26 protein-coding genes are annotated in these 24,862 nt (G+C 34.9%); 22 read left to right on the top strand and 4 right to left on the bottom strand.

Translation table 11 applies throughout. The features are described from left to right. The first annotated feature begins 159 nt into the window (after positions 1–159). Genes M947_RS17550 through M947_RS17575 form a run of 6 tightly spaced genes read left to right on the top strand, consistent with a single transcriptional unit; the run spans position 160 to position 5,632 of the window. Complete coding sequence (locus M947_RS17550) at positions 160–465, top strand: c-type cytochrome (RefSeq protein ID WP_021287399.1); 306 nt, start codon at positions 160–162, stop codon at positions 463–465. Further along, a complete protein-coding gene (locus tag M947_RS17555; RefSeq protein ID WP_021287400.1) occupies positions 465–1,589 on the top strand; it encodes a radical SAM/SPASM domain-containing protein in 1,125 nt (374 codons plus the stop codon). Before M947_RS17550 ends, M947_RS17555 begins: the two co-directional genes overlap by 1 nt. Beyond that, positions 1,579–2,715 (top strand): cytochrome D1 domain-containing protein, encoded by a 1,137-nt coding sequence (locus tag M947_RS17560; protein ID WP_021287401.1) that lies wholly within the window; start codon positions 1,579–1,581, stop codon positions 2,713–2,715. The genes M947_RS17555 and M947_RS17560 overlap by 11 nt, the downstream gene beginning before the upstream one ends. Continuing rightward, positions 2,715–3,455, top strand: coding sequence for a uroporphyrinogen-III C-methyltransferase (gene cobA, locus M947_RS17565; RefSeq protein WP_021287402.1), 741 nt, complete (start codon positions 2,715–2,717; stop codon positions 3,453–3,455). The genes M947_RS17560 and cobA overlap by 1 nt, the downstream gene beginning before the upstream one ends. Continuing rightward, positions 3,448–4,953 carry an oxygen-binding di-iron domain-containing protein gene (locus tag M947_RS17570; protein ID WP_021287403.1) on the top strand — a complete coding sequence of 502 codons (1,506 nt, stop codon included), beginning with the start codon at positions 3,448–3,450 and terminating at the stop codon, positions 4,951–4,953. Before cobA ends, M947_RS17570 begins: the two co-directional genes overlap by 8 nt. Further along, on the top strand, positions 4,943–5,632 hold the full coding sequence (locus tag M947_RS17575) for a response regulator transcription factor (RefSeq protein WP_021287404.1): 690 nt from the start codon (positions 4,943–4,945) through the stop codon (positions 5,630–5,632). Before M947_RS17570 ends, M947_RS17575 begins: the two co-directional genes overlap by 11 nt. A gap of 351 nt (positions 5,633–5,983) precedes the next feature. On the opposite strand, the gene M947_RS17580 is transcribed toward M947_RS17575, so the two are convergent. Then, a complete protein-coding gene (locus M947_RS17580) occupies positions 5,984–6,685 on the bottom strand; it encodes a tetratricopeptide repeat protein (protein WP_021287405.1) in 702 nt (233 codons plus the stop codon). Between the two features lie 171 nt (positions 6,686–6,856). Next, complete coding sequence (locus M947_RS17585; protein WP_021287406.1) at positions 6,857–7,279, bottom strand: hypothetical protein; 423 nt, start codon at positions 7,277–7,279, stop codon at positions 6,857–6,859. Between the two features lie 80 nt (positions 7,280–7,359). On the opposite strand from M947_RS17585, the gene M947_RS17590 reads away from it, so the two are divergent. The 6 genes from M947_RS17590 to M947_RS17610 all read left to right on the top strand — a co-directional run bounded on the left by M947_RS17590 (position 7,360) and on the right by M947_RS17610 (position 14,476). Further along, positions 7,360–8,217 (top strand): DMT family transporter, encoded by an 858-nt coding sequence (locus tag M947_RS17590; protein WP_021287407.1) that lies wholly within the window; start codon positions 7,360–7,362, stop codon positions 8,215–8,217. Between the two features lie 58 nt (positions 8,218–8,275). Continuing rightward, positions 8,276–9,454: an NAD(P)/FAD-dependent oxidoreductase gene (locus tag M947_RS17595; RefSeq protein ID WP_021287408.1), complete on the top strand. Its 1,179-nt coding sequence runs from the start codon at positions 8,276–8,278 to the stop codon at positions 9,452–9,454. Positions 9,455–9,590: 136 nt separating this feature from the next. Further along, on the top strand, positions 9,591–10,133 hold the full coding sequence (locus M947_RS17600; protein ID WP_021287409.1) for a PAS domain-containing protein: 543 nt from the start codon (positions 9,591–9,593) through the stop codon (positions 10,131–10,133). Between the two features lie 565 nt (positions 10,134–10,698). Then, positions 10,699–11,598, top strand: a complete 900-nt coding sequence (locus M947_RS23850; protein ID WP_245541253.1) for a methyl-accepting chemotaxis protein — start codon at positions 10,699–10,701, stop codon at positions 11,596–11,598. Between the two features lie 71 nt (positions 11,599–11,669). Further along, entirely contained in the window at positions 11,670–12,491 is an 822-nt protein-coding gene (locus M947_RS17605; protein ID WP_021287411.1) for a PhnD/SsuA/transferrin family substrate-binding protein, read from the top strand. After that, positions 12,488–14,476, top strand: coding sequence for a sensor domain-containing diguanylate cyclase (locus M947_RS17610; RefSeq protein ID WP_021287412.1), 1,989 nt, complete (start codon positions 12,488–12,490; stop codon positions 14,474–14,476). Before M947_RS17605 ends, M947_RS17610 begins: the two co-directional genes overlap by 4 nt. Positions 14,477–14,497: 21 nt before the next feature. On the opposite strand, the gene M947_RS23365 is transcribed toward M947_RS17610, so the two are convergent. Then, positions 14,498–14,863: a hypothetical protein gene (locus M947_RS23365; protein WP_021287413.1), complete on the bottom strand. Its 366-nt coding sequence runs from the start codon at positions 14,861–14,863 to the stop codon at positions 14,498–14,500. 256 nt (positions 14,864–15,119) lie between these two features. Between M947_RS23365 and M947_RS17615 the strand changes: the two genes are divergently transcribed. The 7 genes from M947_RS17615 to M947_RS17645 all read left to right on the top strand — a co-directional run bounded on the left by M947_RS17615 (position 15,120) and on the right by M947_RS17645 (position 22,005). After that, positions 15,120–15,656 carry an RBBP9/YdeN family alpha/beta hydrolase gene (locus M947_RS17615; RefSeq protein ID WP_021287414.1) on the top strand — a complete coding sequence of 179 codons (537 nt, stop codon included), beginning with the start codon at positions 15,120–15,122 and terminating at the stop codon, positions 15,654–15,656. 22 nt (positions 15,657–15,678) lie between these two features. Further along, positions 15,679–15,879: a hypothetical protein gene (locus M947_RS17620; RefSeq protein WP_021287415.1), complete on the top strand. Its 201-nt coding sequence runs from the start codon at positions 15,679–15,681 to the stop codon at positions 15,877–15,879. 107 nt (positions 15,880–15,986) lie between these two features. Then, entirely contained in the window at positions 15,987–16,352 is a 366-nt protein-coding gene (locus tag M947_RS17625; RefSeq protein ID WP_021287416.1) for a nitrous oxide-stimulated promoter family protein, read from the top strand. 142 nt (positions 16,353–16,494) lie between these two features. After that, positions 16,495–18,591, top strand: coding sequence for a helix-hairpin-helix domain-containing protein (locus tag M947_RS17630; RefSeq protein ID WP_021287417.1), 2,097 nt, complete (start codon positions 16,495–16,497; stop codon positions 18,589–18,591). Positions 18,592–18,666: 75 nt separating this feature from the next. Then, the gene (locus M947_RS17635) at positions 18,667–19,860 is read left to right on the top strand and encodes a molybdopterin-dependent oxidoreductase (RefSeq protein WP_021287418.1); all 1,194 of its coding nucleotides are present in this window, start codon (positions 18,667–18,669) and stop codon (positions 19,858–19,860) included. Between the two features lies 1 nt (position 19,861). Beyond that, the gene (locus tag M947_RS17640) at positions 19,862–20,170 is read left to right on the top strand and encodes a hypothetical protein (RefSeq protein WP_021287419.1); all 309 of its coding nucleotides are present in this window, start codon (positions 19,862–19,864) and stop codon (positions 20,168–20,170) included. Beyond that, a complete protein-coding gene (locus M947_RS17645) occupies positions 20,170–22,005 on the top strand; it encodes an ABC-F family ATP-binding cassette domain-containing protein (protein WP_021287420.1) in 1,836 nt (611 codons plus the stop codon). Before M947_RS17640 ends, M947_RS17645 begins: the two co-directional genes overlap by 1 nt. Positions 22,006–22,076: 71 nt before the next feature. Here the strand turns inward: M947_RS17645 and M947_RS17650 are convergent, their stop codons facing one another. Next, positions 22,077–22,664, bottom strand: coding sequence for a transposase (locus M947_RS17650; protein WP_156022372.1), 588 nt, complete (start codon positions 22,662–22,664; stop codon positions 22,077–22,079). A 169-nt stretch (positions 22,665–22,833) separates the two neighbouring features. Between M947_RS17650 and M947_RS17655 the strand changes: the two genes are divergently transcribed. Genes M947_RS17655 through M947_RS17660 form a run of 3 tightly spaced genes read left to right on the top strand, consistent with a single transcriptional unit; the run spans position 22,834 to position 24,858 of the window. Next, positions 22,834–23,478 (top strand): DUF4198 domain-containing protein, encoded by a 645-nt coding sequence (locus M947_RS17655; RefSeq protein ID WP_021287422.1) that lies wholly within the window; start codon positions 22,834–22,836, stop codon positions 23,476–23,478. Beyond that, on the top strand, positions 23,475–23,900 hold the full coding sequence (locus tag M947_RS23230) for a hypothetical protein (RefSeq protein WP_021287423.1): 426 nt from the start codon (positions 23,475–23,477) through the stop codon (positions 23,898–23,900). Before M947_RS17655 ends, M947_RS23230 begins: the two co-directional genes overlap by 4 nt. Then, the gene (locus tag M947_RS17660) at positions 23,887–24,858 is read left to right on the top strand and encodes a transporter (RefSeq protein ID WP_021287424.1); all 972 of its coding nucleotides are present in this window, start codon (positions 23,887–23,889) and stop codon (positions 24,856–24,858) included. Before M947_RS23230 ends, M947_RS17660 begins: the two co-directional genes overlap by 14 nt. The last annotated feature ends 4 nt before the right edge of the window (positions 24,859–24,862 follow it).

Consider the following 24,862-nt stretch of genomic DNA (forward strand, 5'->3'; position numbering starts at 1 on the left):
CAAACTTCACAAAAAACGACAAACTTGACTAAAATCAACTACTTTTTTGTAATAAATAGCTATTCTAATATGTGCAAATAGTGACAAAATTCAAATTTGCATAAACATTAAATCAAGCTTTGCTTTGGTAAAATAAAACATAAATATGAAAGATGTGACATGAAAAAATATATAGTGCTAATACTCTCTTTATCTGCTTTTTTATACTCTAATAATATAGATGGAAAAGAAGTATTTAAAACCTACTGTTGGGGATGCCATCATGAGACTGCTGAAGCCTTTGGACCTCCATTTTCAGAAATTGCAGCTAAGCGAACAAGAGATGAAATTGCAGCTTATATAATCGACCCAAAGGCAATGTATGAAGCTTTTGGTTATAAAAGAAGTGTAATGACTGAGTTTAACTTAAATGACAAAGAAAGAGATGCGGTAGTAGACTACGTTCTCTTACAAAAGGGCAAATAATGTTTAGATTATCAAACCTAATATCTTCGGTGGTTGAGGGCAAAAAGGAGAGAGTCTTAGATGGCTCTATAGCTATTTGGAACTTTACAAATCGCTGTAACTTATCTTGCATGCACTGCTATTCAAAATCAACTCTTGACGAAGTGGATACGCTTACAACCTCGCAGATAAAAAAAACCATCTTAGAGATGAAGGAAAATGGTGTAAAGTTCATCATATTCTCAGGAGGAGAACCGTTAACTAGAAAAGATCTCTTTGAAATAGCTGATTTTTGCAAGGAAAACGGCATTATAACTTACTTATCTAGTAATGGTTTATATTTTACAAAGGGTAATATTGGACGTATAGTAGATACATTTAATTATGTTGGGGTAAGTATAGATGGAGATGAGCCCACTCATGATTACTTCCGTGGTCTAAAAGGTGCATTTAGAGAGACACTTAAAGCTGTACAACTTGCTAACTCTACAGGTGCTAAAGTGGGTATTCGCTTTACTATCACAAAAGATACTGTTAATTCTTTAGAATATATTTTTGATTTGGTAGAAAAAGAAAATATACCTAAAATATATATTTCACATCTTGTATATTCTGGAAGAGGACTTGATAATCTTAAGATGGATCTCACAAAAGAGCAAAGAAGAGAGTCGGTTGAGTATATCCTAAAAAAAGCCTTTGAATATTATGAAAATGGCAGAGATATCGAGATAGTAACAGGTAATATGGAACAAGATGCCATACTTTTTTTAAATGAGTTTGCATCAAGATATCCACACCTAAAGGATACTATGAGAAGTAGACTCACTTCGTGGGGTGGAAACTCAGCTGGTAGAAAACTACTAAACATAAATAGCGAGGGAGATGTAAGACCCGACCCATTTTTTCCAATAACTATTGGTAATGTTATAAAACAAGACTTTGGCGAGATTTGGCAAAGTGGAGAGCTGCTTGACAAACTAAGATTGCACCCAAGAGAAGTGAGTGGTATCTGTAGTGATTGTGAGCAGATTGACATCTGTAACGGAGGCTCTCGTGCTCGTGCTTACGCTATAACTGGGGATTTGTGGAGCGAAGATCCATCATGCTACTTAACCAAAAGGGAGAGACAAAGAGATGAAGTTTAATAAAATACTACTTGGTGCAATAGTCCTTGCATCTATGTTTTTAAGTCTAGAGGCAAAGGGTGTAAATCCAATTTTAAGAATGCTAGATAAGGAAGAAAAAATCTTTGTAGTTGAGAGAGAAGATAGCTCTTTGGCGGTTATAGAAAAGGGTTTGACAAAGTCTCATATAAAAGGTGTTCACAACATGAATCACGGTGTTGTAAAGTTTTACGATAAGGACGGCTACATAATCTCACGTGATGGTTATGTTATAAAGTTTGATCCAGAAGAAGAAGCTATACTAAAAGAGAAAAAAACAAGCGACAGTGCTATTGGCTTTACAGTGGCAAAAAACTTTCTTGCTGTTGCAAACTACGCTAAAAAAAGTGTAGATATCTTAGATAGAGATCTAAATCCTCTGCAATCTTTTGAGACAGGATCAAAAAATGTTGGTATAAAGCAGTATAAAAACTATCTCATCTTCTCACAAATGAACAATGACAAAATAACAGTCCTAAGAGATAAAAATGAGGGCAAAGGAGTTCCTCATTTTGAAATCTACAAAGAGTTTGAAGATGTAGGAGTGATGCCTTTTGATGCTATGATAAAAGACAACAACTTCATAACTGGTTTTTTTCAAAGTGATCACTTTGGAGTTGTAGATCTTGATACTATGAAGTACTCTAAGATAAAAATACTTTTAGATGATAGAAAACCTGTACTTAAAGTGCCTCACTTTGGTTTTTGGAGTATTGGTGGTGGGCATGTCTTTATCCCAGCGGTTGGAAACAACAAAGTCTTAGTATATACACCTGACTTTAAGTTTGAAAAAGTTATAGAGACTGAGGGTTTGCCAGTATTTACTGCTCTCTCACCAGATAAAAAATACTTAGCTGTAACATTTAGCGGAGATAAATTCCCTGTACTTCAAATCATAGATACTAAGACTTTAGAAGTTATTAAAAGATTTGAGTTTGATGGAAAGGTTTTACATGTTAGATGGTCAAACATCAGACCAAAACTGTATGTATCTGTAAATGATACAAATAAAGTAGCTGTATTAAATACTGATTTATGGTACCTAAGTCGTGAAATATTTCAAATAAAAAAACCATCAGGTATATTTATTTATGAGGAAGACAGATAATGAGCAGAGTCTATCTAACTGGCGCTGGTCCTGGCGATATAGAACTTTTAACTATAAAAGCACTTAGAGTTATCAAAGAAGCCGATGTTATAATCTATGATAGGCTGGCAAATCCAGACATATTAGAAGAAGCAAAGAGTGGCTGTGAATTTGTGTATGTTGGTAAAGAAGATGGCAGACATATAATGCCTCAAGATGATATAAACGAGGTAATCTACCAAAACGCTCTAAAGCACAAATGTGTAGTTCGCCTAAAAGGTGGTGATCCATTTGTATTTGGACGTGGTGGAGAAGAGGCTCTTTATTTGCTTGAAAAAGGTATAAAATTTGATGTCATTCCTGGCATTACTTCTGCTATATCGGCACCTGCATATGCTGGTATTCCAGTTACTCATCGAGGTGTATCAGTTAGTTTTAGAGTGGTAACTGGACATGAATCTCCAAACAAAAAAGTCTCTCAAATACCGTGGGAAAACTTTAAATCTGATGATACTATTGTCTTTTTAATGGGGCTACATAATCTTCCTAGGATATCTAAAAAACTCATTGAGCTTGGAAAGGCCCCAAATTATCCTGTGGCGGTCATCTCAAAAGGAACAACAAAAGACCAAGTGGTTGTTGTAGGAACACTAGAAAATATAGTCAAGAAGTCTAAAGATGTGCCGACTCCAGCACTTATCGTAGTTGGAAGAGTTGTAGAACTTAGAGATCAACTTAAATGGTTTGAGGGTAATGACTAAGCATAACTATAAAGATGCTATAGAGATAGCCAAAAATATCTACTGGGTTGGAATGTATCTACAGGATGACCCATTTCAATGCCATCCATATTTCATAGAAAATGGCAACGAGTCTATTTTAGTAGATCCGGGATCCATGCTAGAGTTTGAAGAGACTGTTAGAAAAGTAAAAAGCATAGCTGATATAAGTAGCATAAAATACATAATACTGCATCATCAAGACCCAGACTTAGCAGCTGCAGTTCCTGAGATAGAAAAGCTTATAGATAGAGATGATTTACTTATAGTTACACACTCAAGAACAGCTCTTTTGATAAAACACTATCTTGTAAGCTCAGATTATTATGAGATAGATAAAAATGAAAACAGACTCATCACTTTAAGTGGGTTTACTCTTGAATTTTATACTACACCATATTGCCACGCACCAGGAGCATTTGTGAGTTATGAGCCAGAGACTAAGACGCTTTTTTCAGGCGACATCTTTGGAGGCATTGAGAAATCATGGGAGTTTTATGCAGATGAGACATACTTTGCCAAAGCAAAACAGTTCCATCAAGAGTATATGCCGAGTAAAGATATATTTAACTTTGCACTACAAAAGATTGAAAAACTAGATCTCGAACTTATTGCTCCACAACATGGATCTATTATAAAAAAACAATATATAAAAAAGCTAATTGAAGATATGAAAAATCTAGAGTGTGGGATATATATAGATGCTAATTACAACCAAGAGCTACTAGATACTATTAACGAACTAAAAGAGAAAAAAGAGACTATAAAAGAGAGAGATAGACAGCTCTTTGAGCAGTCAAAAAGAGCTGAGATGGGTGAAATGATAGGTAATATTGCTCATCAATGGAGACAACCACTAGCCATAATAAGCACAATTTTAGCCATCTTAAAAGAAAAAAACAGTGCTAAAGTGCTCAAAAATGGTGAAATAGAACAAAAAATAGAGACTATGGAAGAAAAGGTAGAGTATATGTCTGATACTATAGAGGACTTTATGAACTACTACAAACCAAATAAAGACAGGAGCATTTTTAATATAAACGAAGCCCTGCAAAGAGCTTTAAAAATTACAAACTATACTCCACTAAATCATCAAATAAAAGTTAAAACAACAATAGATGAGGAGCTAGGCACAAAAGGGCATATAAATGAGTTTGTGCAGGTGATAGTCTCCATACTCTCAAATATCTATGATATTAAAAACATAAGGTCACTCCCTTTTGTAAATGTAGATATAAAGATGCAAAGAGAGGGTTTGGATGCCGTAGTCACTATTAGCGATGATGCAGGGGGGATAGAAGCAGATATTTTACCCAAAATATTCAATCCATACTTTACAACAAAGCATCAATCCTTAGGGACTGGTCTTGGTCTGCATATAGCAAAGACTATTATAGAGAACAATATGAATGGCTCCTTGAGTGTTAAAAACAATCAAAAAGGTGCAACTTTTATCATAAGGATGAAAAATGAAAACTGATGAAATTATTGAAGATATTTCTATTCTTATAGTTGAGGATGAGACACAATTAAGAGAGTATTTACAGGAGTATCTTAGTATCTTTTTTAAAAAGGTTTATGTGGCTAAGTGTGGGCATGATGGCTATTTGCAGTACTTAGAGAAAAAACCAGATATAATAATAAGTGATATAAATATGCCAAATCTAAACGGCTTAGAGATGGTAAAACGTATAAGAGACAGAGACGAAGAGACAGAGATTATTATCATAAGTGCTCACTCAGAAGAGGAAAAATTATTAAAAGCAATAGAGTTAAAACTTGTAACTTATCTTATTAAACCCATCAACTCATTAAAACTTAAAGAGCGGTTGTTTGAACTTGTAGAAAAACTTAGAAGTTCAAAAAAAAGAATCTATCTTAGCAACAATATCTTTTGGGATAAATCATCTTACACTCTTTGGAACTCCGAAAAACAGATATCTTTAAAAGAAAAGGAGATTATGCTCTTTAAATTACTCTGCTCAAAAGCAAATCACGCTTTTACGGCTGAGAGTATTTTTTATCACATCTATAAAGATTCAGACAAAGAGTTCTCAGAGTACGCAGTCACATCTTTTATAAAACGCCTAAGAGCGAAATTGCCAGAAAATCTTATTCAAAATGAGTATGGCATAGGGTATAAAATAGTCTTAAACTAGATAGGCAACATCTTAGAAACCAAGGTTTTAACCTCGCAAGCATCTAAGTTCCTACACTCTGCGTTGGAACTCATATACATCTAAGTTAGAGTTATATATATAAACTCCCACGCAGAGCATGGGGCATGGAACAAGAGGAAACTTATCGCGAAGGATACTATTGCTTAGTATTTTTAAAAGCACCGTTTTAATTTCTCATATGACAAAATGTGCCAAACTCCATGGGTATAATTCTAAATGAGACTTTTTAATATCTCCTTGATTCACAACATATTGTATAAAATCAGAATTTTTTTAAATTCTGATTTTAGTCTGTGAAAACCACTTCTTGTACAAAACTTCTAAGCTTTATTAATATTGTTCTAAATTGTATTTTAACCAGAGTAGTTCAGCTTGTTCATCTCCAGCATCTTTTGATTTCTTTGCCCATTTTTTTGCTTTTTTAAACTCTCCTTGTGTGCAGTATATTTCTGCTAAGAGATAATAAGCTTTTGGATCTCCTTTTGCAGCATTGATTTCAAGCCACTTTGCAGCCTTGTCTAATTTTAGGAGTTGCATATATATAAGCCCAATATTTTGCTCAGCTTGCATATTTCCACCAAGTGCTGAGTTTTCTAAAAGCTCGGCTGCTTTTGTGATGTTTTGATCAGTTGCATCTCCTCTGTAGTACATTAAAGCCAGGTTATACTGTGCATCTGAATTGTTTGCGTCTGATGCTTTACTTAACCATTTTAGAGCCTTTTTTGAGTCCTGAGGGATATCTCTTCCCACAAGATACATCATGCCTAGATCATACTGGGCTGTTGTATTTGAGTTAGAAGCTGCTTTTTTTAGCCACTTAAGACCTTTTTTAGCATCTCTATCAACGCCTAAACCATTAAAGTAGAGATAGCTAAGAGCATTTTGCGCCTTAGTATCTCCATCTTTTGCACTTATCTCGTATAGTTTAAAGGCTTTTTTATACTCTTTGTTTGAAAAGGCTTTATAAGCCTCTTTTGTATCCCCAAAGAGCCCAACTGACAAAATCGCCACTACTAAAACAAATTTTAACATTACTATCCTTTTTTAATTAAATACTTTGAACGATTATCAAATTAAATCCTGAGTCAAAACAAGAGAATCGCTTTTTGCTATGCAAAAATCTTCTTTAGAGTTTAGGATGACATATGTTCCGCCATTTTGTGCTTGACACGGAGTTCAGTCTTTATAAATTAACCAGAGAATTCAATTGATTTTACACTCACCCATCATCTCACGCCAATCATACGAAAAATTTTTAAGTACATAAGCCTTATGATGAGGAACTGTGCAAGATGAGCAGTCTTGATGTATAAAACCACCGCTTGCAAACTTTTTACCATTGTTTATGTCACACTTACTTAAGATTTTAAGACCGTTATATTTTGCAAGACCATCGTCATTAAACCTAAAGTTTGGACAGGCACACATATAGCAGTTAAGAGTTTTTATGTCGTGACATTTTTTGTTCTGTTTATAAAGTGGGCAAAAATCTTCTTCGTTCTCTTTCATATTTTCAAAATCAAAATAGTCAACAATCTGCTCTTTTGTGTATCCTTTACATCGCAATCTTTCTACAATCTTTTTGTGCTTTTGTGCGTGAGATTCAAACCAGTCTATATATTTCATATGCATATTTTACCAAAAAATCTAGTTTCTTTTAAGCTATAATGACAAGAATATCACAACAAGTCTAAAATGAGCCAACTTTGAAAAATTCACACTTTACATATCTTCTCATCCTTGCCATGTTTTTATGGGGAGCTGGATGGAGTGCGTTAAAGATTTTAACAGAGAGCTCATCCCTTGAGGTTGTGATTTTTTGGCGTTTTTTTCTTATGAGTCTCTCTTTTATCCCGATACTTTATTTTATAAAAATACCACTTAGGTTAAACAAACAAAGCTCAAAGTTCATACTATCAAGCTCTGTTTTAAACATCTCTTTTATGGTCTTTTCATACCTTGGAGTAAAGAGTGGATATGCAGGAAATGGCGGAGTTATCATTACAACTATGACTCCACTTGTAACATTTTTGATGGTGGGAATTTTATTTAAAACAAAGTTTAAACTTTGGCAATACTTTGGTCTACTCTTAGGATTTGTAGGCGGCGCAATAATCTTAGAGATATACAAACTAGAACTAAGTAGCGCAAATATATACTTTTTACTCTGTGCAGTTGTTTGGGGTGGAGTCACTCTACTATCTCAACACTCAAACAAACACATACACCCAGTCCATTATAGCTTTTACATCTCCGTAGTGGCAACTATTGCCTCATTTATCTACTCGTACGATGCTGGACTCTTAAGTGTTTTTGAACTCGATACAGAGTTTTGGATGGCTCTTATCTACTTAGCTGTTTTAGGTCAAAGCGTGGCTACTACTATTTTTTATATAGCATCAGCTAGACTTGGAAGCGAGATAACTAGTTCTTATATGTTTTTAGTTCCAATCTTCGCTTTAGTGGTCGCTTGGGCCATTTTAGACGAAGAGTTGCAGAGTCATATAGTCATAGGTGGCTCAATAAGTCTTGTCGCAATTTATTTTATAAATAAGAAGCGTTAATAATACTTTAACACAACTTGAGGTATATTTTACGATAAATATTGATAAAAGGGTTGTTATGAAGAGTGTTTTAGTCATTGGTGGTGGATTTGGGGGACTTGAAGCTGCGATATTTTTAAAGAAATATAATTATGATGTGACACTGGTAAGTGATAGAGACTACTTTTTTATCTATCCTACTTCCATCTGGATTCCAACAAGAGAAAAAGAGTTTGATGAGATTTGTATTGACTTAGCAGAACTCCAAAGGGTTCATGGTTTTAAACTTATAGTTGATGCACTCACCCACATAGATGTGAAACAAAATAGGTACACCCTTGCATCAGGAGAAATTTTAAGCTCTTATGACCATGTTGTTTTAGCTATGGGTGCTTCAAAACTAAAGCATGAAGGTATAGAGCATACTCTCTCTATCTGTGCAGAACCAGAGCAGTCACTCAAACTAAGAGATTCTCTAGATGCACTCATAGAAAAAGGAAGTGGTAAAATCTCTTTTGGCTTTGGCGCAAATCCAAAAGACAGTTCAAGTGTCCGCGGTGGACCAGCCTTTGAGCTTTTGTTTAACACTCACAATCTACTAAAGAAAAAAGGAATCAGAGACAACTTCGAGCTATCATTTTTTGCTCCAATGAGTGAGCCAGGAAAAAGAATGGGCGAAAAGGCACTAAGCATGATGGATGATTTTTTCAAAAGACTCGCTATAAAACAACACTTTGGTAAAAAAATAAAGTTATTTAAAGAAGATTCAGTCATTTTTGAAGATGACTCAAAATTAGAGTCAGATCTAATAATGTTTATAGCAGCTGGAAGTGGACATGAGGTAGTTCAAGACTCGCACCTTCCAAAAAATGAAGCTGGATTTGTAAAGATAGATGAGTATTGTCGTGTTATATTTGATGAGGTACCAAGTAATATATATGCCATAGGAGATATAGCAGCTCTAGAAGGTCCATCATGGAAGGCTAAACAAGGACATTTAGCCGAGATCATGGCTAGAAATGTAGCTTTTAATATCTCTCAAACGGACAAAGGTAAAGCGAGCCTAAAATCTTACAAAAAGCATATAAATATCTTATGCTTGATGGATAGCGGAGATGGAGCATCCCTAATATATAGAGATGATAAAAAAGCTTATATGATACCACTTCCATTTATTGGACACTATGTGAAAAAATTGTGGGGTGTTTATGCAAAATTGTCAAAATTAGGAAAAATTCCAAGAATTTTAGGTTTATAGCAAATATATGTTACTTTGTGTAGCAAGTATAAATCATTTGTTACTCTAATAAAATAGGGGTTATTTTTAACTATATATTGAGATATAATTTTTGTTAATAGCTGACTAAAGCACTTACTTGATTAAGGAGCAATTTATGGTTAGAAAAACACTCTCTAAAGAGGACTCTCCAAAAGATATTACAAATATTGAAAAACAACTGGGCGATAATGATTTTATAGTCTCAAAGACAGATACCAAAGGGAATATCATCTATTGTAATGAGATATTTAGCAATATTGCTGGATATAAAACATCTAACCTTATAGGAGCAAATCATAATCTTATAAGACATCCTGATATGCCTCGTATCGCATTTAAGACTCTATGGGATCTTGTCAAAGATAAAAAAGAGTTTTTTGGATTTGTAAAAAATCTTTGTGCTGATGGAGGTTACTACTGGGTGTTTGCCTATATCACGGCTGACTTGGATATAAATAAAAATATTGTAAGTTATACTTCAGTTAGAAGAAAACCTCTAAAGTCAGCCATTGAGACTATTGTTCCCATATATAAACTACTTATAGATGCAGAAAAAAGTGGCGGGATGAATGAGTCCGCAAGGGTTTTAGGGGACTTTTTACATAAAAACAGAACAAGTTATGAAGAGTTTGTAGTAAATCTTCAAAAAGGAGAGTAGCGTGAACTCTATGAAAAATTATAGAGTTGTTGCTCTTTTGGTTTTAGTGCTTATAAGTGCTGGTATTTTAGCAGTAAATTCTCAAATTATCTTTGCTCTGGTTGTAGTAACTTTAGCGATTGCTTCTTTATTTATCCCTCAAAAGCAAGAGATGGGCGGTAGTGAAGATGCACTTATGGATAAAATAGCTACAACTTTAGAAGATGTAAAAGATGGAAAACTCTCAACTCGTGTTATTTTATATAGGCACGACAGTAAACTCGAAAATATTGCATGGAATATTAACAAGTGCTTAGACCAAGTAGAAGTTGTACTTAGAGAGAGCAGAAATACCATAGATGCTGTTAGCCAGGGCTTTATATATAGAAGTATGTATCCAGCTGGCTTGCAAGGCGAGTTTGGAGAGACCGCACAACGAATACAAAAGGCAGTTGAATCTATGAAAGCAAACGAGGGCTACAAGGTGATGGGGCAGTTAAGTAGTACATTTAGCAACTTCAACGCTGGGATGAAAGGCAACTTTGACCTTATAACTACAGATATAAACAAAACAGAGAACTCATTTATGGATGTTACTGCTAGCACATCTAAGGCCTCAGCATCTGCTAAAGAGACTTACAGCTCCCTGCAAACTACTACTAAGGAGATAGAGAGTCTTAGTCAATTAGTTACAAATACTTCTGATGCTATAAGAGAGATGGATACAAATGTTGGTGATATTGCTATGATAGTTAGTCTCATAAAAGATATAGCAGATCAAACAAACTTGCTTGCACTTAATACTGCCATAGAAGCTGCACGAGCAGGTGAACATGGACGAGGTTTTGCAGTTGTGGCTGATGAAGTTAGAAAACTAGCTGAGAGAACTCAAAAAGCAACTGGCGAGATTAGCATTACTATAGATAATCTTCAAGACCAATCAAAAAACATCTCGCACAACTCTGATGCAATGAATGATATAGCCACTCAAACTAGTCAAACAATGAGAGAGTTTTTAGATACTATGAACAACTTTACAATAAATCTTACCCACACATCAAAGCTCTCAAATACAAGTAGTTTTGCCCTGTTTTTATCAAACTATAAAATCCAACATATACTCTTTAAGTCAAATGCCTACTCTGCCGTAGTTAGTTCAAGTGTAACAAAAGAGTTAAAAAAAGACCATAAACATTGTGGTTTTGGGCTTTGGTACTATGGAGTTGGAAGTGAACTTTTTGGACAAAACGCTTCGTTTAAGGCAATGGAGCCTCATCATATTGCTTTTCATGAACTTATAAATGAAAATCTTGAGCCTGCTTTGGCTGGTCACTCTCTAACGGATAAAGAGACAAAAGAGGCACTACTAAGAAGATTTAATGAGGCAGAGAGTCACTCAAATGAGCTTTTTAAGCTCATGGACAAGTTCTCACAAGAGGTTGGTGAGACTGTAGAAATGCATGAGGTTTTAGAAAATAAAGCTTGATATTTTTAAGTTTTGATTGTATTTTTTTAGTTAAACTTTAGACAAATTTAAATTCGGACTTAAAGTACAATATGAAAAAGCTTATTTTATTTTTTTTGCTATCTTTAAGTAACCTGCTTTTAGCACAAGGCGTCAAAGTAAATTTTGCGCCACTTCCTACAAAAAAAGCTACAAAAAATATAGAAGAGTTTTTACCTATGAGTTCATACTTAGAATCAAAAATCTCTATAAAAATCAACTATATATATAAAAAAGACTATCAAGATATACTAGATGGCTTTAAAGATAACTCTATAGATATGGCATACCTTGGACCTCTTCTTTATCTCTCTTTAAAAAAAGAGTATGAGTTTATAGAACCTATAATCTCGTTTAAACAAGAAGATGGACTTAGTAAGTACAGGTGCGTTCTCGCAAAGTTTAAAGAAGATGAGTTTGATAAAAAACAGCAGATAAAAATAGCACTTACACAGCCTCTCTCAACTTGTGGTTACTTTATGAGTAATATCTTGTTAAGGGAAAATTTCAACATAGACCTTGCTAAGCAAAAGTATGGTTACACAATGTCACATACAAATGCTCTTATTAGCGTTGTAAAAGGCGAGTTTTTAATAGCTGGGGCTAAAGAGGGCATAGCTAAACAGTTTGAGTCATTAGGTGTTGAGATTATTGCAAAAAGTAAACTTTTACCGGGATTTTCCATTGTAGTAAATACTAAAACTCTTACAAAAGAGCAGATACAGAGCATAAAAGGCGCTCTGTTAGAGTTAGAAAAAAAAGACAAAAATGAACTCAAGGGTATACTCTCAAACGGCGTTGTAGAAGCAAATGAGTGTGATTATGATGAGCTGTTTATTGATTTTAATATCCCATATAAAGCAAATACAAAATGAAGATCAAAATCTTTATAGCATTTGTGCTTACTTCTTTTATATGTATCATGCTTGTGAAGTATATACAAACTTCACAAGAGAGCGTAATACAAAGTGCTACAGATAAAAATCTTGAATTCATTAGAGTTGCAAATAAGTCTATTTTAGAGACGTATATGCTTGTAGCTCAAAAAAGTTTTTATGATACTATGAGAAACAGAGAGGCTATGGAGATTTTAAAAAGATTTAAGAGAGTTGATGAGTCTCAAAAGTCTTTACTTAGAGGAAAACTCTTTAGACTTCTATATAAAGAGTATGAATTTTTAACCAAACTAAATGTTAGACAGATTCACTTTCATACTCATGACTCTAAAAGCCTGCTTAGATTTCATATACCGTACCAAAATGGGGACTCTTTAAAAGAGGCACGAAGCTCGGTACGGATCGCAAATAGTGAGCTTAGAGAGGTTATGGGCTTTGAAAGTGGTAAGATTTATCCTGCTTACAGATATGTTTTTCCCATACTTTATGAGGGAGAACACTTAGGAAGTGTTGAGTTTTCTATCTCTTTTGAAGGCATAGAGAAAAAACTAAGGGCTATATTTCCAGCTTATACGCACAAGATAATCTTAGATAAAAAAACAAGCTATGACAAGATTTTTAAAGAGTATAGAGATTTTTTTACACCATCACAACTAAGCAGTAACTACTACTTAGAAAATCCTACAATCTCGAAATTAAACAAAAAAATATCAAGAGACTCTTTTGTGCAAAAGCTCACAAATTTGGTTAAAAGTAATAAATATTTTTTAGAAAAATTAAACAAAAAAGAGAGCTTTTCTCTACCTATCATAAATGACAATAAAGGTTGTGTGGCAGTATTTTTAAATCTAAAGAATATAGACAATGAAAGCGCCGCTTATATAGTCTCATATGCTCCTCTTGATGAAATAACGATTATCAAAAAAAGATATGATTTTTTTAAGATGATAGTTGTTGTAGTCTCTTTACTTCTTTTTGCTCTTGTTGTAGCCATTATCATACAGATGCAAAAAATAAAAGATGAAACTTTAAAGATACAAAGATTTATGAATGTTCAAAGTTCTATTGTGATACTAACAGATGGAGTAAGGTTTAGCTTCGCTAACAAGAAGTTTTTTGACTTTTTTAACTACAAAGACATAGAAGCGTTTTTAGAACATCATGAGTGTATTTGTGACCTTTTTATAAGAGATAAAAACTTCTTTAGCTTGAGTGATGTAAAAAAGAATGAGAAGCACTGGGTTGAGAGTCTCTTAAATCTTCCAGGGAGGGCTAGAGTAGTCTTAATGTTTGACTCAACTATGACTCCTCACGCTTTTTCAATCTCTATAAATCAATATGATGCAAACTACTATATAATTGATTTTGCAGATATTAGTGATGCTATGAGTGAAAAACTTCAGCTTCAAAAACAGGTCTTAAAAGATACACTAACAAATGCATACAACAGAGCCTATTTTGATAAAAATATAGACTCCATACTCCAACTAAATAAAAAACACAACAGCTTCACTGCTATCATATTTTTTGATATAGATTTTTTCAAAAAAGTAAATGATACTTATGGACATGTAGTGGGAGATGAGGTTTTAAAAACTCTCTCAGATATTGTAAAAGCCGACATAAGAAAAGATGATAAACTTATTCGTTGGGGTGGAGAAGAGTTTATTATAGTCTTAGCTGCTAAATCCATAGAAGAAGCAACTAAACTAGCTGAGCATCTAAGAGAAAGCATTCAAGAGTATAAGTTTGACACTATAGGTTTGCTAACTTGCAGCTTTGGAGTCTCTTTGTGTGAAGATGGAGATATACAAAAAACTATAAAAGAGGCTGATGAGAGGCTCTATAAAGCAAAAGAGACTGGCAGAAACAGAGTAGTTTCTACTTCGGAAGTGGAATCTTTAGGAGCACTAACTAGTCGCACTTTCCATGAAGAGTCCCACAAAACAGGGCGAGGCTTCTAGGAAAGTTATGGGTTAGCGTTTCTATTTAGCTGGGCATTTACCAGAGTCGCAGTTCTTGCCTTTAGCTTTTTTACTATCGCATTTTTTACTGTCGCATTTCATGCCTTTACTGGACTTTTGTCCGCATTTGCAATCTTTGCATTTGCAATCTCCACAAGGACAGTTTTCGTTGCCACAGCTTGACATTTTTTTGTCACACTTGCACTCATCACCACACTTACAAGTTTTGCTAGTTTTACACTTGGCATCATCACAGCTCATTTTGTTCATCTTAGAACTGCCACACTTACCTGAACCACACTTCATCTCTGCACTTAGAGTAGTAGAACCTAGTGCTAAAAACAAAACTGCCCCAAAAAGTAGAGCCATTAGGTTTAGTTTTTTCATCTTTTGTTTCCTTAAATTTAAATGAAGATTATTGTAGCATAAAAAATATTTATAAAACGATATCTGTTTTATCTTCTAAAATAGCTCGAGTTAAAGCTTGGCACGTAGATTGATGTAGTGCCAAAATAGTTTTTTAAATACACAAAGAGGTGTTAAAAAATAACTATAAGCCTTTTTGATGTACAATCTTAAAAACAAAACTTTAAAGGCTTTATATTTTCAAAAGCTTTAAATCTTTTTTATAAAGGCAAAAAAAATGAAGAAAAAAGTTTTACTACTTCACGGATGGGGAGGAAGTGACACACCTCATTGGCAAAGTTATATAGCAGCTGAGATTGCTAGAGATTATGGTTGTGTTAGTTTTTTAAAACTGCCAGATTTTGAGTCACCAGATAAAGATATTTGGATAAAAGAGACTCTAAGAGAACTAAGGGAGTTTAGAGCTAACGTTGTAGTTTGTCACTCTCTTGCAAATACTTTATGGTTTCATATGTGCAATAGTGGACTTCTTGAAGATGTTGAAAATCTATTTTTAGTCGCTCCTCCAAGCCTAAACTCAAAAATAGATGAACTAAAAAACTTTTTTCCTGTAGAAGTTCCTAAAGACTTACATGCAAAAAAAGCACTCTTAGTCTGCTCCGATGATGATCCATATATGAGCATGAAAGAAGCAAGAGAGCTTCAAAGTAAACTAGGCATAGAGATAAAAGTCTTAGAAAAAGCAGGGCATATCAACGCTGATAGTGGATTTGGTGAGTGGGAATGGATGCTAAAGAAGATAAAATCATTGTAAAAAAACAGATAAGGATAGTTATATGAAAGATACAGTAGAAGAGTTAGAATCAGAACTGCAAATAGTATATTTAAATATAGACAACATTGCAGCAAGAGTTGCAAACAAAGAGCTTGATGCTTATGAGGGATTTTTAGAATCACAGAAGTACAAAGATAGGATTGTAGAGATTGGTTATGCTTTAAAAGAAAAAGGTATAGATATTACTACAAGGGTTGAGTAAGTTTATCATAGCTTAAAGAAAAATTAGTATTGGCATACATCAAGTGCTTTGTTTTTTATTTTAGGTACACTTCATGCAAATCGAACAAATAAAATAAAGCATAAGAGATGACTGAAGAAAAATTTATCCATGACAGCCAGACTGTCTTAAAGTTTATCCAGTGTTATTGTGATCATGAACATGTAAAGGCTGAAAAAAAAATAGACTCCATTGCTCTAAGTTACAAAGATAGAGAGTTAAATGAAGCTATACACTATACTCTTTGTGATAGATGCGAAGAGACTCTTTACTATTCATATATAAAACTACAAGCGTGTCCGCACGATGAAAAACCAAGCTGTAGGAAGTGCCCAAAACCTTGTTATGATAAAAAAGAGTGGAAGCACCTAGCAAAAATTATGCGTTTTAGTGGATTGAAGTTTGGAGTCCTTAGAATCAAAAAACTCTTTAGTGGATTTCAAAAGAGCGCATAAGAGAGGTTTTCCTCTTGCTCCCACGCAGAGCGTGGGAACTAGTTATGCTTTTAGGGATGCTAAACAATGGCGTCGTCCATGATAAGCTTCACACTGAGGGTCATTAAAATAAGAGTATAATTGCAAAAAAAGAAAGATATTTATGCAAAACCTCATTGACCTACTAAGCCAAAAAACCTCGTTTAAAAAAGAACATATTAAAAACATACTAAAACTACTTGATGATGGAAGCACCATCCCTTTTATAGCCCGGTACCGCAAAGAGTTAAGTGGTGGGGCGAGCGATGAAGCTCTGCGTGAGTTTGAGTTAGTCTATATTGGTGCTAAAAACTTACTAGAGCGTAAAGCTGAAGTTTTAAGACTCATCGAGGAGCGTGCAACTCTTAGTGAGGCTATAAGAAAGAGTATAGAAGAGGCAGAGAGTCTAAGAGTTTTAGAAGATATTTATAGACCATTTAAAGAGTCTAAAAACACTCGTGCTACTGTAGCTGTCAAAAACGGTTTAGCTCCACTTGCAAACACTCTACAAAGTGCAAGACTAAGTCTATCTGAGTTTAAGCTTGAGGCAAAAAAGTTTGTAAAGCAAGATGTTAAAAGTGTAGATGAAGCGATAGCTGGAGCTAAAGATATTTTGGCTCAAAGATATGCCCAGTCACCAAAACAAAGAAGTGTTCTGCGTGAGAACATGCTAAAGTTTGCAACTCTTGAGACTAAAAAAACAAAGAGTTTTAAAGAGGATGGAGTTTTTAAAAACTTAGCCCATAAAAGTGAAAAAATAGCCTATATCCCATCATATAGATACCTTGCCATCATGCGAGCGGTGAGAGAAAAAGAGTTAAGTGTAAAAATTGTAACTGATGTAGAGAGACTAGAGCAAAATATAAGACGTTTTAAGATTCCATCACACGCTTCAAGTTCGAGTGAAATTTTATTTGAAGCTTATCAAGATGGATTAAAGAGACTTCTGCTTCCATCAATAGAGAGAGAAGTTCATAGCATTGTAAAAGAAAAAGCTGATGCTTCATCCATAGGTGTTTTTGGAAAAAATCTTGTTCAACTACTTATGACTCCACCAATCACGCCAAGAGTGGTTTTAGGCGTGGATCCTGCTTATGTGAGCGGATGCAAGCTTGCAGTTATTGATGAGAGTTCTAACTTTTTGGACTGGGCAGTTATATATCCAACACAACCGAGAAATGACTATGAGGGCTCTAAAAAAGTAGTTTTGGCATTAATAAAAAAATATGATATCACAAGTGTGGCTATAGGAAATGGCACAGGTTCTAGGGAGACTCAAGAGTTTTTTGCAAAACTAATAGAAGAAGAAAAACTCTCTCTTGGCTATACAGTAGTCTCAGAAGCGGGCGCCTCTGTTTACTCAGCTTCAAGCATAGCCCAAAAGGAGTATCCAAAACTTGATGTTACTATAAGAGGTGCCATCTCCATAGCCCATAGGCTTCGAGATCCTATGGCAGCACTTGTAAAGATAGATGCAAAGTCTTTGGGCATTGGAGAGTATCAACACGATGTTGACCAAAAACTTCTTGCAAAAAGGCTCGATGATGTCACAGGCGACTTAGTAAACCGAGTAGGAGTTGATGTAAACTCAGCATCAGCATCTCTGCTCTCGCATATTGCAGGCATCGGAGCTAAAGTGGCTCAAAATATCATAGAGTATCGCCAAAAAAATGGTGTATTTAAGACAAAGAGTGAACTTTTAAAAGTAAAAGGTTTGGGCAAAAAAGCTTACGAGCAAGCTGCTGGATTTATCCGAATCAAAAATGGCAAAAATATCTTTGATAACTCTGGTATCCATCCTGAGAGTTATGAGGTGGCTAAAAAGTTAGACTTAGATGAGTTAAAAAGCTTAGATATTCGCACAAAAGCGCACGAGCTAGGTATAGGTTTTGAGACACTTAATGACATCATTAAAGAGCTAATAAAGCCAGGCTTTGATCCAAGAGAAGAGTTGCCTGGCATCGTTTTTAAAAAGGGTTTGACTAATATTGAGATGCTAAAAGAGGGAAGTCTCGTCTCTGGCATAGTTCGAAACATCACAGATTTTGGAGCATTTGTTGATATTGGGCTAAAAAATGATGGGATGATTCATATATCAAAGATGAGCGAGAAGCGGATAAAACATCCGTTTGAAGTACTCTCTATCAATCAGCATCTACCAAACATAAGAGTAGTCTTGGTAGATTTTAAAACACAAAAAGTAGAACTTAGTCTAATCTAGTAAAAAGTTGACAAATCTACTGTTTTTGCTTTTATTTTTGTGTTAGAATAAAAAAAAGTTATAAAAGGATTTTAAATGCAAAGAAGAGACTTTTTCCGCCTCTCACTTAGTGCTTGTGCAGTTGTTTTTGGCTCAAATGCATTTGGTATAACTCGTGAACCTCTTGATAATCAAAAAGTCATAGATATCGCATTTCCACAGAAGCGACCACTCATTACTTACTCGGACAGACCTCCTCTTTTAGAGACTCCTATGGAGTTTTTAGGAAGTGCCATCACTCCAAATGATGCTTTTTTTGTAAGATGGCATATGCCTCGTATCCCCGTTTACAAATATATAGACCAGTACAGACTCTCTGTTGGTGGAGCTGTCAAAAATCATATCTATCTCTCACTTGATGAGCTTAAGAGTGAGTTTAAAATAGTTGAAATCACAGCAGTTGTGCAGTGTGGTGGTAACTCTCGTTCAGCATTTGTGCCAACTACAAGTGGTATACAATGGGGAAATGGTGCTATGGGTTGTGCAAAGTTTAAAGGTGTGAGATTAATAGATGTGCTTGATTATGCAGGGCTTGACAAAGATGCTAGATGGGTAGGTTTAAATGGTGATGATAAGGCAGCCTTTCACAAAACTGAGAACTTTAAAAGAGAGCTAGAGTTGAGTGAGATAAATGAAAATGTCATCATAGCTTATGAGATGAATGGAGAAGAGTTACCGTTTTTAAATGGTTACCCAATCCGCCTAATCGTTCCAGGCATGTACTCTGATAGTTGGGTTAAGATGCTAAGCACCATAAGTGTGACAAAAGAGTATCAAGAACTTTTTTATATGGACAAAGCTTACCGTATAGCTGATAATGAGTGTGAGTGTGAATCGCCAGATAATTTGGCTAAAAAAACAAAGCCCATCACAACCATGAACATCAAGTCCGTTATAGCTTACCCTAAAAATGGCTCGAGCATAAAAGTAGATGCAAATGTTATAGCAAAAGGCGTAGCTTTTGATGGTGGTCATGGCATTAAAGAGGTTCTTATCTCAGTTGATGGGGGAGAGAGTTGGCAGAGTGCAGATCTAGGAGAGGAGCTCTCACCCTATGCATTTCGAGAGTTTAGATTTTCTTTTAGAGCTAAGAGTAGGGGAGTTTTAACCATTATGGCAAAAGCTATAAATAACTTAGGACAAGAGCAACCAAAGCCTAGTGAGATAAAGTGGAATAGAGGCGGTTATAAATATAACGGCATCGATAGCATCACTTTGGAGGTAGTTTAAGATGAAAAAAACAATAATAATTTTGTTACTTTTAGCATCAACTCTGCTTGGAGAATATGAAAAAGATGTTAAAATCCCAAGCGTAACGTTTACTATGGCTCAAGATGAAGATTTTAAAGCCATTCAAAGAAATTGTCAGTGGTGTCACTCTCATGGCTACATCCTAAATCAGGGCAAACAATCAAGAGAATTTTGGAGAAAGTCAGTTATAAAGATGAGAGAAGTATATAAAGCTCCCATCACACAAAAAGATGAGAAAATCATCATAGATTACCTATTTAGACACTATGGAGACAACACAGAAGAGTAATGATACAACTTATAAATATATGTAAAAGCTTTGGTCCAAGGGAGCTTTTTGTAAACTTAAACTTTAAGCTAAACTCATCTCAAAGAGTAGGGTTAGTAGGACGAAACGGCAGTGGAAAATCAACACTTTTTAAAATAATAATGGGCGAAGAGGGATATGATAGCGGAGAGGTTATTATCCCAAAAGGCTATAAGATAGGCACTCTAAAACAGCATCTCACATTTAGTGAGCCTACTTTAAGAGAAGAGGCAGCACTCGCACTAAGTGAGGAGATGCAGTATGATGTTTATAGAGTGGAGAAGATTTTGTTTGGTTTGGGATTTTCAGAGGAGGACCTAGACGCTAACCCACTCTCTTTTTCTGGCGGTTATCAGATTCGCATAAATCTGGCAAAGCTTTTAGTTACAGAGCCAAACTTGTTACTTTTAGATGAGCCTACCAACTATCTTGATATTGTCTCTTTGAGATGGCTGAAAAATTTTTTATGCAACTTTGATGGAGAGCTTATTTTCATCACTCACGATAGAGACTTTATGGATAGTGTCACAACTCACACTATGGGCATCATAAGAAAAACTCTAAAGATAATCGAGGGCGATACTCATAAGTTTTATGAGCATCTTCGTGCAGATGAAGAGCTTCATGCAAAACAAAAAATCTCACAAGATAAAAAAGTAAAAGAGCTAGAGGAGTTTATCGCTAAGAATAAAGCTCGTGCATCTACTGCGGCTCAAGCTCAATCAAAAGTAAAACAACTTGAGAAGATGGAGATGCTAGAGGATTTAAATTTTGACAAATCTTTAGAGTTTAGTTTCAACTTTAAAGAGACTCCAGCAAAAGTTTTACTAGATGTAAAGGGTTTAAAGTTTGGCTATACAGAGGATAATATTTTATTTGAAAATATTTCATTTACACTTGCAAAAGGTGAATGTCTTGGTATTATAGGCAAAAATGGAAAGGGAAAATCAACCCTACTAAATACTATAGCAGGAGAGCTAAAGCACTTAGAAGGCGAGATAAACTTTCATCCATCAGCATCTTTGGCTCACTTTGGACAAACAAATATCTCGCACCTAGACCCAAATAAAACTGTAATGGATGAGATATATGCAAAAAATCCAAAACTTGGCGAGTCCAGAGTTCGCTCAATCTGTGGTGCAATGATGTTTAGCAATGATGATGCAAAGAAAAATATCTCACTGCTCTCAGGTGGAGAAAAAAGTCGTGTAATGCTAGGTCAGATACTCGCATCAGAGATAAACCTTCTTCTGCTTGATGAACCTACAAATCACCTCGATATGCAAAGTATCGAAGCACTTACAAAAGCTGTGCAAAACTTCAAAGGCTCAAGCATTATAGTTACTCACTCAGAAGAACTTTTAAGAAGAGTGTGTGATAGACTTATCATCTTTGCAAAAGGTAAAGCTGAGTACTTTGATGGTGGATATGATGAGTTTTTAGAGAAAATCGGTTGGGAAGAAGAAGAGGATGAGGTGAAGAAAAAAACTGCCCCAAAGACCAACTTTAAAGAGAATAAAAAATTAAAAGCACAACTTATAAGAGAGAGAAACTCACAAACCTCTTCACTAAAAAAAGAAGTTGAGATGTTAGAAAAAAAAATCATACAAGCAGAAGAGAAGCTAGAGCTCCATCACAAAGAATTAGTAGAAGCTTCAGAGATTGCTGATAACTCAAAGATAGTGGATCTCTCAAAACTTGTCTCGGATGAAGATGCCCTAGTCGAAGAGACATTTCAAAAGCTAGAAGTAGCGCAAACAAAACTTGATAAAATTAACGAAGAGTATGGGCAAAAGATACAAGAGATATCTTGCTGAATTTTTATGTTAAATTAGGCGCTAAAGTTCAGTCAAACTGTTAATGAAACTGATTTTAAAATATCAGTTTCTTAGGCAGCAGATTGTAAGCTCCATAAATAGATCAAAATTTCTTTTTGCTCTTTTTTTGTATAGTTAAATTTAAACTCCGCTTCTTTTAAATAACTTAAAAAATATTCACTCTTTACGCCTTTGTAGGGTGTGATAAAAACTTCAAAAAAGCTCCAAAATTTTGTAATCGTACCCTCACTAGTTTTAAGTTTAGATATACGATTAGTTAGCATGAATTTTTTGAACTCATTTCCATGTGCTACTTTTAAGTTTTCATCATCAACTTTAGTTTGAAATCTTTTTAAAGATGGAAGCAAAAAAGTATATACTTTCTTCTCATATGCAAAGGTTATAAAGTTTTGTGACTCGATGATATTTGCATAATCTTTCTTTTTACTTTTGCAGATATAGATATACTCTTCAAACTCATCTAGATTCTCTCTTTTGTACTCATAATAATCGTGTGAATGACGAATAAGTAACTTTCGTATATGCTCATATCTGTTAAAAACTACTTGGTAGCTAAGATTTAGTTTTATAGCACATGCTTTTGCTGTGGTTGAATCTACAAAGGCATCTATGACATCAAAATCACGCTGAAGTTTCAAAAGGCTGTACTTTTTTGCACAAGAAGAGCACTTAACCATCGCATTTGAAAGCTGATATAGTCTGCTATTGCAGTAAAAACAACACTTTTGTTCCATTTTTAGATAAGAACTCTCTTTTTTTAGAGTGATTTTAACATAAACATCTCATAATGTCGACATGATTAAAATAATGATAATAACCCAAGCACTTATATACTCACTCCTTGCTCACGATATGTGGGTTGATGATGCCTTAGTTCTTCACTATGGACACATGCAGATGAATCATTCACATGGTGATGAAAAAGAGATAAAAAAAGAGGAGATTTCCAAAGTCTTTTGCTCTAGTGGCTCAAATGTTTTTGAAATAGAAACTAAGGAGCTAAAAGCTGAGTGTGACACACTCTTTATAGTCTTAAATGAAGCCTACTATACAAAAACACCATACGGAACTAAAAGGCAATCAAAAGATAAAACTAAGATGGCAATAAGTAGTTTTAAAAGCATAGAGTCTGTTAAAAGAATCAACAAGGATAACTCAAAACAGATTTTTAACAAAGGCTTAGAGTTAAGTCTAACTAATAAGCTCTCTAGCATAGAAGTAGGAGATAAGGCAAGGCTGTTAGTTACTTATGATGGTAGAGCAAGGGCTGGTGTAAGTGTCGCCTATGCAGACAAGGTTAGAGGTGTTAGCGATAGAGATGGAAGGATAAATATACGAATACAAAAAGCTGGACTTCAAAATATAAAAGCATCTCTGACACTTAAGGATGATGGCATTAAAAGTGATGAGATTATACATTCAAGCACGCTAAATATAAAAGTTTTAAAATGAAAATAGTCTTTTTATTGATAGTGTTCGCAACTCTTCTTTTTTCGCATAACTTAGAGCATACTATCTCAAAAGGACAAAGCGTAGTTGTCTTTTTTTCTTTTGGACATGAGGATGATTTTTCCTTTCAAAGCTATGAAGTTTATGCACCAAACGCTGAGATTCCATTTGCTGTTGGTAGAACAGATACACACTCAAGAGTCTCTTTTTTGCCAAATGCTGCGGGAGAATGGAGAGTAAAAGTATTTTCTGAGGATGGTCACGGAAAGATTGTTGAGATAGAAGTTGATGAGAATATGCTTGTAGATATAGATGCAAACAATAACAATACATTTATAAAAACACTCATTGGTATTATGATACTTTTTGGAATTTTTGGATTAATTTACATAAAAAAGAAGGATAAGAAAAATGAAAAAAATTAGCATACTATTAGCACTCTGTACAGGGCTTTTTGCACATCACGGAGTTCCATCTATTAGTTTAGCAGGAGTAGAGGGACCTGGTGCACCACTTGAGACAACTTCATCTTCAACACTTCCAGAGGGCTCACTGCTTGCTTACTTAAAAGTTGATCATGCAAAGTACAAAACATACACTTCAACTAGAGATGGAGAGGCAGAGTCGAGTGAGTACTTTATGTATGGTTTAGGTTATGGATTTAACTCATATTTTAGTGCTTATGTCTTTGTTCCTTACTATATAAAATCACAAGATGATGCTTTTAGTACATCTGGCTTTCACGATATCTCATTTCAGTTTGTATTAGGCATGAAATACGATGATGGACTGATGCTAACACCAAGCAGTGAGAGTCTAGATGATATGCAGGATTGGCACTTTACAACATCGTTTAGTTTTACCCTACCAACGGGAAATTCAAACGCTACAATGCCCGATGGTTCACTTATAGATGCAGGGATGCAAACAGGTTTTGGAGAGCCATCTTTTATGTTAGGTCTTAGTGCTACAAAGTGGTTTGGTAATGACTGGACTCTAGTAGGAGATGTGTCGTATAATACTTTTTTAGAAAACACTTATAGTGATGGTTCTAAGGTGCGTTTTGGAGATGAGTTTCGCTTAAACACAGCTATCTCATATATGCTTTACTCAAAACCAGCGAGTAAATTGCGTTTGGATTTTAACATGGAAGCAAACTATCTTCATCTTGGACGAGATATTGAAAATGGGAGTGGAGCGAACGCGACAGGTGGCGAGATGATATACTTAACTCCAGGGGCAAGACTCTCTTACAAAACTACCTCAGTAGCAGTTGGTGTTAAATTACCTACCTGGACAAATCTAAATGAAGAAGATTTGCAACAAGGTGCTGAGGGCAAAGAGGATTATAGACTTATCTTTACATTCAGCGCACTCCTTTAAGAAG

Source organism: Sulfurimonas hongkongensis, assembly GCF_000445475.1.
Classification (GTDB): domain Bacteria; phylum Campylobacterota; class Campylobacteria; order Campylobacterales; family Sulfurimonadaceae; genus Sulfurimonas; species Sulfurimonas hongkongensis.

Bases quoted from the DNA above. Each gene is read 5' to 3' on its own strand.
- M947_RS17550 (WP_021287399.1), top strand. From the start codon at position 160: ATGAAAAAATATATAGTGCTAATACTCTCTTTATCTGCTTTTTTATAC.
- M947_RS17555 (WP_021287400.1), top strand. From the start codon at position 465: ATGTTTAGATTATCAAACCTAATATCTTCGGTGGTTGAGGGCAAAAAG.
- M947_RS17560 (WP_021287401.1), top strand. From the start codon at position 1,579: ATGAAGTTTAATAAAATACTACTTGGTGCAATAGTCCTTGCATCTATG.
- cobA (WP_021287402.1), top strand. From the start codon at position 2,715: ATGAGCAGAGTCTATCTAACTGGCGCTGGTCCTGGCGATATAGAACTT.
- M947_RS17570 (WP_021287403.1), top strand. From the start codon at position 3,448: ATGACTAAGCATAACTATAAAGATGCTATAGAGATAGCCAAAAATATC.
- M947_RS17575 (WP_021287404.1), top strand. From the start codon at position 4,943: ATGAAAACTGATGAAATTATTGAAGATATTTCTATTCTTATAGTTGAG.
- M947_RS17580 (WP_021287405.1), bottom strand. From the start codon at position 6,685: ATGTTAAAATTTGTTTTAGTAGTGGCGATTTTGTCAGTTGGGCTCTTT.
- M947_RS17585 (WP_021287406.1), bottom strand. From the start codon at position 7,279: ATGAAATATATAGACTGGTTTGAATCTCACGCACAAAAGCACAAAAAG.
- M947_RS17595 (WP_021287408.1), top strand. From the start codon at position 8,276: ATGAAGAGTGTTTTAGTCATTGGTGGTGGATTTGGGGGACTTGAAGCT.
- M947_RS17600 (WP_021287409.1), top strand. From the start codon at position 9,591: ATGGTTAGAAAAACACTCTCTAAAGAGGACTCTCCAAAAGATATTACA.
- M947_RS23850 (WP_245541253.1), top strand. From the start codon at position 10,699: ATGGATGTTACTGCTAGCACATCTAAGGCCTCAGCATCTGCTAAAGAG.
- M947_RS17605 (WP_021287411.1), top strand. From the start codon at position 11,670: ATGAAAAAGCTTATTTTATTTTTTTTGCTATCTTTAAGTAACCTGCTT.
- M947_RS17610 (WP_021287412.1), top strand. From the start codon at position 12,488: ATGAAGATCAAAATCTTTATAGCATTTGTGCTTACTTCTTTTATATGT.
- M947_RS23365 (WP_021287413.1), bottom strand. From the start codon at position 14,863: ATGAAAAAACTAAACCTAATGGCTCTACTTTTTGGGGCAGTTTTGTTT.
- M947_RS17615 (WP_021287414.1), top strand. From the start codon at position 15,120: ATGAAGAAAAAAGTTTTACTACTTCACGGATGGGGAGGAAGTGACACA.
- M947_RS17620 (WP_021287415.1), top strand. From the start codon at position 15,679: ATGAAAGATACAGTAGAAGAGTTAGAATCAGAACTGCAAATAGTATAT.
- M947_RS17625 (WP_021287416.1), top strand. From the start codon at position 15,987: ATGACTGAAGAAAAATTTATCCATGACAGCCAGACTGTCTTAAAGTTT.
- M947_RS17630 (WP_021287417.1), top strand. From the start codon at position 16,495: ATGCAAAACCTCATTGACCTACTAAGCCAAAAAACCTCGTTTAAAAAA.
- M947_RS17635 (WP_021287418.1), top strand. From the start codon at position 18,667: ATGCAAAGAAGAGACTTTTTCCGCCTCTCACTTAGTGCTTGTGCAGTT.
- M947_RS17640 (WP_021287419.1), top strand. From the start codon at position 19,862: ATGAAAAAAACAATAATAATTTTGTTACTTTTAGCATCAACTCTGCTT.
- M947_RS17645 (WP_021287420.1), top strand. From the start codon at position 20,170: ATGATACAACTTATAAATATATGTAAAAGCTTTGGTCCAAGGGAGCTT.
- M947_RS17655 (WP_021287422.1), top strand. From the start codon at position 22,834: ATGATAATAACCCAAGCACTTATATACTCACTCCTTGCTCACGATATG.
- M947_RS23230 (WP_021287423.1), top strand. From the start codon at position 23,475: ATGAAAATAGTCTTTTTATTGATAGTGTTCGCAACTCTTCTTTTTTCG.
- M947_RS17660 (WP_021287424.1), top strand. From the start codon at position 23,887: ATGAAAAAAATTAGCATACTATTAGCACTCTGTACAGGGCTTTTTGCA.